The 6,624-nt window shown below is 36.4% G+C and carries 6 protein-coding genes; 5 read left to right on the top strand and 1 reads right to left on the bottom strand.

Annotation, left to right across the window (positions count from 1 at the left end):
* Nucleotides 1-511: MATE family efflux transporter (locus SOY52_RS08035; protein ID WP_320848437.1), on the bottom strand; the 511-nt coding region annotated here is incomplete at its 3' end.
* A gap of 85 nt (nucleotides 512-596) precedes the next feature.
* Here SOY52_RS08035 and SOY52_RS08040 point away from each other — a divergent pair.
* From SOY52_RS08040 to mscL, 5 genes are all read left to right on the top strand, one after another.
* Nucleotides 597-1,523: a diacylglycerol kinase family protein gene (locus SOY52_RS08040; RefSeq protein WP_320848438.1), complete on the top strand. Its 927-nt coding sequence runs from the start codon at nucleotides 597-599 to the stop codon at nucleotides 1,521-1,523.
* Between the two features lie 158 nt (nucleotides 1,524-1,681).
* Entirely contained in the window at nucleotides 1,682-3,106 is a 1,425-nt protein-coding gene (locus tag SOY52_RS08045) for an MGH1-like glycoside hydrolase domain-containing protein (RefSeq protein ID WP_276997835.1), read from the top strand.
* Nucleotides 3,107-3,248: 142 nt separating this feature from the next.
* Nucleotides 3,249-4,049, top strand: a complete 801-nt coding sequence (locus SOY52_RS08050) for a gluconate 5-dehydrogenase (RefSeq protein WP_235899592.1) — start codon at nucleotides 3,249-3,251, stop codon at nucleotides 4,047-4,049.
* Nucleotides 4,050-4,570: 521 nt separating this feature from the next.
* Nucleotides 4,571-5,926, top strand: a complete 1,356-nt coding sequence (gene ltrA, locus SOY52_RS08055; protein ID WP_320848439.1) for a group II intron reverse transcriptase/maturase — start codon at nucleotides 4,571-4,573, stop codon at nucleotides 5,924-5,926.
* A 163-nt stretch (nucleotides 5,927-6,089) separates the two neighbouring features.
* Nucleotides 6,090-6,506, top strand: a complete 417-nt coding sequence (gene mscL, locus SOY52_RS08060) for a large-conductance mechanosensitive channel protein MscL (RefSeq protein ID WP_276987368.1) — start codon at nucleotides 6,090-6,092, stop codon at nucleotides 6,504-6,506.
* Nucleotides 6,507-6,624 lie beyond the last annotated feature (118 nt).

The raw sequence follows: 6,624 nt of genomic DNA on the forward strand, positions 1-6,624 counted from the left end.
TTAAACCTAGAGATATAAAGGTTGCTATTAAAGGGATATTACCCTTACCGATAGATCTAAAGGCGATGCCGTGTGTAAATGAAATTGCAAAAAATATATAGCTTATTGCAACCCATCTTTGATATTGAGAGCTTATTTCAACTACATCTGTTTGAGTTGTGAATAAGTAAACTATATAATTAGGTGCAATTAAAGATACAATTGTAAAAAGTATAGACGCTATAAGAGATATTGATAGTGCTAGAGCTGTGATTTTTTCTAGCTCCTCATACTTCTTTGCTCCATAGTATTGAGCAAAAAAAATAGAAGCACCAGAGGCAATTCCAAATATAAATAGGTTAATTAAAAAGAATATTTGGTTTGCAATTCCTACAGCAGCAATTTGATTAGCTCCAAGCTGACCGATCATAAGTGTATCTACTAAGGAAAGTGATGTAGATAGCAGGTTTTGGAGCATTATTGGAAATGCAATTAGCATTAATGTCTTATAAAACGATTTACTTTGTTCCATTTGAGTAATATTTAAAGGAAAAAGTTTTTTTTGCAATATCCTTTTGTTGCACTCATAAGAAAAACTGAAGTACGATAAAACAGATATGAAAAAAACTAGTAATATCCTTTGTATCTTGAACCCTAATGCTTCTAAAGGACAGGCAATTACAAAGGTTGATAAAATAAAAGAATCCTTCAGAAAAAGGAACCAAAGTGTAGATATTATTTTTACAAGCCAAAGAAAGCAGGCTATTACGCTTGCCTTACAGGGTGCAGATGAAGGTTATGATGTTATTATTGCAGCTGGTGGGGACGGAACCGTTAACGAGGTTGCAAATGGAATATTGAAATCTGATAAAAGTCCTAGCTTTGGAATTATACCAATTGGAAGAGGAAATGACTTTGCATATACAGCTAATATCCCATGTGATGTCGATAAGGCAGTAGATTTAATTTTATCCTCACCAGCAACTGATATAGATGTTGGTCTTTTATATGGAAAGGATGCAGCTGATGGTAGATTCTTTATTAATGGAGCAGGCATAGGCTTTGAGCCTGAGGTAAACTTTAAAGCCTCCTCATACAAGCATATTAATGGTGTTACAAGCTATTTATTAGCCTTTTTACATTGCTTTTGCTTTATACCAAAGCCATATGATATTGAGATGAGGGTTGATGATAAAAACATTAACCTTAAAACACAGCAAATCTCTATTTGTAATGGCAGAAGAATGGGAGGTGCATTTATTATGGGACCTAGAGCTATTATAAATGATGGTAAGCTCGATGTTGTATATGCAAACAGACCATTAAAGCGCTTAAAAATTACAAGATTAGCACTAAGATTTTTCTCCGGGACACAATTAAAGAGTAAATACATGGATATGCTAAATGCAGAAAGAGTAGTAGATATAAAGAGTGCTAGAGCAGAGATGAAAATCCATGTTGATGGCGAAGAAATTTCTAGAGATGCGGCTTTTTGTCGTATAGAAATGGTTAAAAAAGGGTTGAGGTTATTTTATAATAGGTAAAAAGTAAGAAAAAATAATTTTTAAAAAATAAATCATTATTCTAAAAATAAATATATGTAGTAAAATTCTTGTTGACTTCCGCCTTGGGATGGGGTATTCTATAAACTGAATTTCTAGGCCTTAAATGGTCATTTTCTATATAAAATTGGGAGTTTTTCGTGGTTAAAGATTTAGTCCCTTGTGTGCATTTTTATGATCAGGATTTTGTAGACATGTATGACCGCTCCTGGGTTTGGATCGAGGAGAACTGGATTCAAAGACAGGAAGAAGAGCTCTTCCCTAATGGTTTTTTTGTTGGTTGCAAAAGTAATGAAATTAATTTGTTCGATAACTGTATGGCTTCAATATCTCTTTCATATAGTAATCAGAATTTTGATGCCTACTCATTAGTCGATTTTTTTTATAAGCAGCAAAAAGAAGATGGACAAATCTTTGATCGTTATGACAGCACTACCTTAAAGCCAATAGTTTCAGAGGATAACCCTAAGGGTATTTGTCCTCCTCTTTTACCATATGTAGAATTTTGCTTCTACCATAAAATCGGTAATAAGAAGAGACTTAAGGAAGTAGTACCTTATCTTGAAAAGTACTTTAACTATATTGTTAGTAATTTCCAGTGTGCTAATGGTCTTTTTCATGTACCAATAAGTGCTTGTCATCTTGGAAATGTTCCAAGATACAATACCTATTACCCTGTTGATTTCAATGCTATGATGGCAGTAGCAGCTCTTTATATGTCTAATATTGGAGATATTTTAAATGATAAGGAGCTTAGCTTTAGATATAAGAGAGTTTATTTCTCTCTTAAAACTCGTATCAATAGTATGATGTGGAGTGATGAGGATCACTTCTACTATGATATAGATGAAAACGAGGTAATAATTAAAAACAAGCACATCGGTTCCTATTGGACCATGCTTGCAGAGATTCCTAACGACGAATATGCAGGCTTCCTAATTGATGCTCTAAAGGATCCAGCTGAATTTGGAACCGATAACCCATTCCCTTGTGTTCCTGTTTCAAATCCTGTCTTCAGTGAAGAGGGTAATGGATATAAGGGTGGTGTAGTTCCTTTCTATACCTATATGGTTATCAAGGGATTAAATAAATATGATTCATTTGTATTTGCAAGAGAATGTGCAATAAGACATATGTATTTTATCCTTGATACTCTTCATCCAGATGGAGAAACAGTTGGTGATGTATGGGAGTCATATAAGCCAAATAAAGAGGGTGCTTCTATTTCACTTGATGGTGACTTTGTTAACCAAAAGAGAAACCTAGCAATGATTAGCTTGATTACTATCACGCTAATGATCGAAAACATCATTGGTCTAGAAATCTCTCTTCCAAGAAAGACCGTTGACTGGACTATGACCTCTCTTGAATCAATGGGTATTGAGAAGCTCTCACTAAAAAGAAATAATATTACAATCCTATCTAATAAGAATATTAGAGGCTGGGAAATTAGGTTGGAAAGTGAAAAGCTTTACTACTTTACAATATTAATTCTAGATGAGAATAAGAAGAAAACTCTTCCTATTCCTTCTGGTAAGTGTTCAATGCTAATTGATAAGCTATGATAAGTATTCCCTTGTACAGCTTTGTATAAGGGAATAATTTTTTAAAAAGTGAAACAATGTTTCAATAATTAACTTGAAAGATAATAAATACGAAAGTATACTATTAAAGAATTAGATAGTTATTAAATGGAGGAAAAATCTTATGAATATGAAAGATTTCTCATTAGAGGGAAAGGTAGCATGGGTTACAGGTGCTTCTTATGGTATTGGATTCGCTATCGCTTCAGCTTTTGCAGCTGCAGGTGCAAAGATTGTATTCAATGATCTTAAGCAGGAATTTGTAGACAAGGGACTCAAGGCATATGCAGATGCAGGTATTGATGCTAAGGGTTATGTATGTGATGTAACAAACGAAGAGCAGGTAAATGCAACTGTTGCTCAGATCATCAATGAGCTCGGTAAGATTGATATTCTTGTAAACAACGCTGGAATCATTAAGAGAATTCCAATGTGTGATATGACAGCAGCTGAATTCAGACAGGTTATCGATGTAGACCTCAATGCTCCATTCATCTGTGCTAAGGCAGTTATCCCATCAATGATCAAGAATGGTCACGGTAAGATTATTAACATCTGTTCAATGATGAGTGAGCTCGGACGTGAGACTGTAAGTGCTTATGCAGCAGCTAAGGGCGGTCTCAAGATGCTTACAAAGAATATTGCTTCAGAATATGGTGAATTCAACATTCAGTGTAACGGTATTGGACCTGGATATATTGCTACTCCTCAGACAGCACCTCTCAGAGAGATCCAGCCAGATGGTTCACGTCATCCATTTGATCAGTTCATCATCGCAAAGACTCCAGCAGCTCGTTGGGGAAATCCAGAGGATCTTCAGGGACCTGCAGTATTCCTCGCAAGTGATGCATCTAACTTTGTTAATGGTCACATTCTCTATGTTGATGGTGGTATTCTTGCTTATATCGGTAAGCAGCCTAAGTAATAGTATTAAACTACTTACTAGCAGCTCTCAGTTATTGAGGGCTGTTTTTTTGTTTGCTCTGCATGAGTATTAACTTGGTGGTGAAAGTCCACTGCGGGAACAGTTCTGAAAGAAAACCGCTAGCCAACGGCAAGGGCGTAACAGCAATGTTGGGTCTGAAGGAAGCAATAGGCAAAATCGCGAGTCTACGTACAGAAACCACATATAAGGCTGGGTATTTGGATGAGTGTGCAAAATAACATGAAATCCAGAACTGAGGATATCGAGTAAATGTGGAGGCTAAATGCGAGGAAGGTTAATATTCTTAACGGAGGAGGTCCTGCAAGCGCAATAGGCTGCAATATCGCTGATGACGGCGTAGTAACAACGAATTGCAGGAAGTCAGCAGAAGTCATATTAGCAACTAGAGAGAGTTGTGAAGGACGGAACAAATGAATCTTCGAGTAATCGAAGGAATGTCACGATATGTAATAGATACCCTGAAAAGGGAGTAAGTCGAAATATCGTAAGGAGAGAAATTGATGAAAGGAGAAAACCGCAAAGAACCAAATACAGAACTTTGCAGGAGAATGCTCTCACTTCAAAACCTTGAAAAGGCTATCAGCGCCGTAAAAAGAAACAAAGGCAGTGCTGGAGTTGATGGTGTAAAAGTAGATGAAATTGAAAGTTATATGCACCAAAACTGGAAACACATTGAAGAACAAATCCTTGCAAGGACGTATAAGCCACAACCTGTAAAACGAGTCGAAATACCAAAGGATAATGGAGGAGTAAGACTTCTTGGAGTCCCATGTGTAATTGACAGAGTAATACAACAGGCGATGGTGCAGGTTCTTACCCCTGTGTTTGAACCAACATTTTCCGACTACAGTTATGGATTTAGGCCAAACAGAAGTGCCGAGGATGCCGTAAGAAAAGCACAGGAGTACATGGCTGAGGGCTACAAACATGTAGTAGACCTTGACCTATCCAAATTCTTTGACAGAGTAAATCATGATTACCTGATGACTCTTGTCGATAACACACTTAAGGATAAAGATATCAGAAGACTGATATTTGTATACCTTAAGAGTGGAATAATGTGCGATGGATGCTTGATAACAAGTGAAGAAGGAACGCCCCAAGGTGGACCACTTTCGCCAATGCTATCCAACATCTATCTAACCCCCTATGATAAGGAATTAGAAAGACGTGGACATAAGTTTGTTCGATATGCAGATGATTGCAATATTTTCACCAAAAGTAAATATGCCTGCAACCGAGTAAAAGAGTCCGTAATAAGATTTCTTGAAGGAAAAATGAAACTCAAGGTTAACACTGAGAAAACTGAAGCAAGAAGAGTCGAAGGTTCTTCTTTTCTTGGTTTCACCTTTACAACAAGAGTTAGTACTGAAGGACTAGGCTACTGTAGACCAAAAGACAAGAAACTAAGGAAATTCGAAGATAAGATACGTGAGATTACTTCTAGAAGTAGAGGAGTTGCATTCAGTGCAGTAGTTCAAGAATTGAACGCCTACATACGTGGATGGATTAACTACTATGCAAGAAGTAACATACACTCTTACATTAAAGAGAAGGCCGCTTGGATAAGAAGAAGACTTAGACAATATCTTTGGAAACAATGGAAAACACCAAGTAACCGCAGAGACAAGCTTCAAGAACTAGGCATACCAAAATGGAGGCTTGACAAAATAAATTGTTATTCAAGTTGCAGATGGTACAAAATAAGTAGTATTCTAAGTCCATACATTACAAATAATACTCTCTTTAACAAATTCAACTTGGTTGATATCGAGGGAGAATATAAGCGTCTTCACAGAGAAAGACGCCTATTGGATAGGACATACAACTCTCAGTCGGAGTTTGTATTCATTTGAACCGCCGTATACCAGACCGGTACGTACGGTGGTGTGAGAGGAAAGCCCCAACGGGGCCTACCTACTCGATTATTTATCAAGCAACACCATTGCTTGATAATGATATTTTAGATATAAGAGAGAAGAAAATATTTAACATAGATAACTATAGGAGGAATTAGTAATGAATAGCTTCTTTGCTGAATTTAAGAAATTTATTACACGTGGCAATGTCCTTGATATGGCTGTTGGTGTAGTTGTTGGCTCTGCATTTACTGCAATCGTGAATTCACTTGTTAAGGATATTCTTAATCCTATTATTGGTCTAATAACAGGTGGTATTGATTTTTCAAATCTCAAGATTGTATTAAAGCCTGCATCGGGAGAGGTTGCTGAGCTTGCTATACGATATGGATTATTTATCAATGCGATAATCCAGTTTGTTCTTATTGCATTTGTTCTCTTTTTAATCGTTAAATCCTTTAATAAGCTTAATGAAAGAAGAGTTAAGGAGGAGGCTGCAAAGAAAGCTGCAGTTCCACCTGCTAAGAGTGCAGATATTGTACTATTAGAGGAAATTAGAGATCTATTAAAGAAGTAGAGAAAAAAGTGGTGCCTCCGATAAGGAAGCACCATTTAATTTTATTTTGTTGATATATCAACACCGAAGTATTTTTTAGATAGCTTTTTTAAGGTTCCATCTGCCTTTAACTCCTCAA

The organism is Bullifex sp. (genome assembly GCF_034103065.1).
In the GTDB taxonomy this organism is placed as follows: Bacteria; Spirochaetota; Spirochaetia; order Sphaerochaetales; family Sphaerochaetaceae; genus Bullifex.

What these genes read in the sequence shown, in the direction of transcription:
- ltrA (WP_320848439.1), top strand. Translation starts at nt 4,571, where the DNA reads ATGAAAGGAGAAAACCGCAAAGAACCAAATACAGAACTTTGCAGGAGA.
- mscL (WP_276987368.1), top strand. Translation starts at nt 6,090, where the DNA reads ATGAATAGCTTCTTTGCTGAATTTAAGAAATTTATTACACGTGGCAAT.
- SOY52_RS08050 (WP_235899592.1), top strand. Translation starts at nt 3,249, where the DNA reads ATGAATATGAAAGATTTCTCATTAGAGGGAAAGGTAGCATGGGTTACA.
- SOY52_RS08040 (WP_320848438.1), top strand. Translation starts at nt 597, where the DNA reads ATGAAAAAAACTAGTAATATCCTTTGTATCTTGAACCCTAATGCTTCT.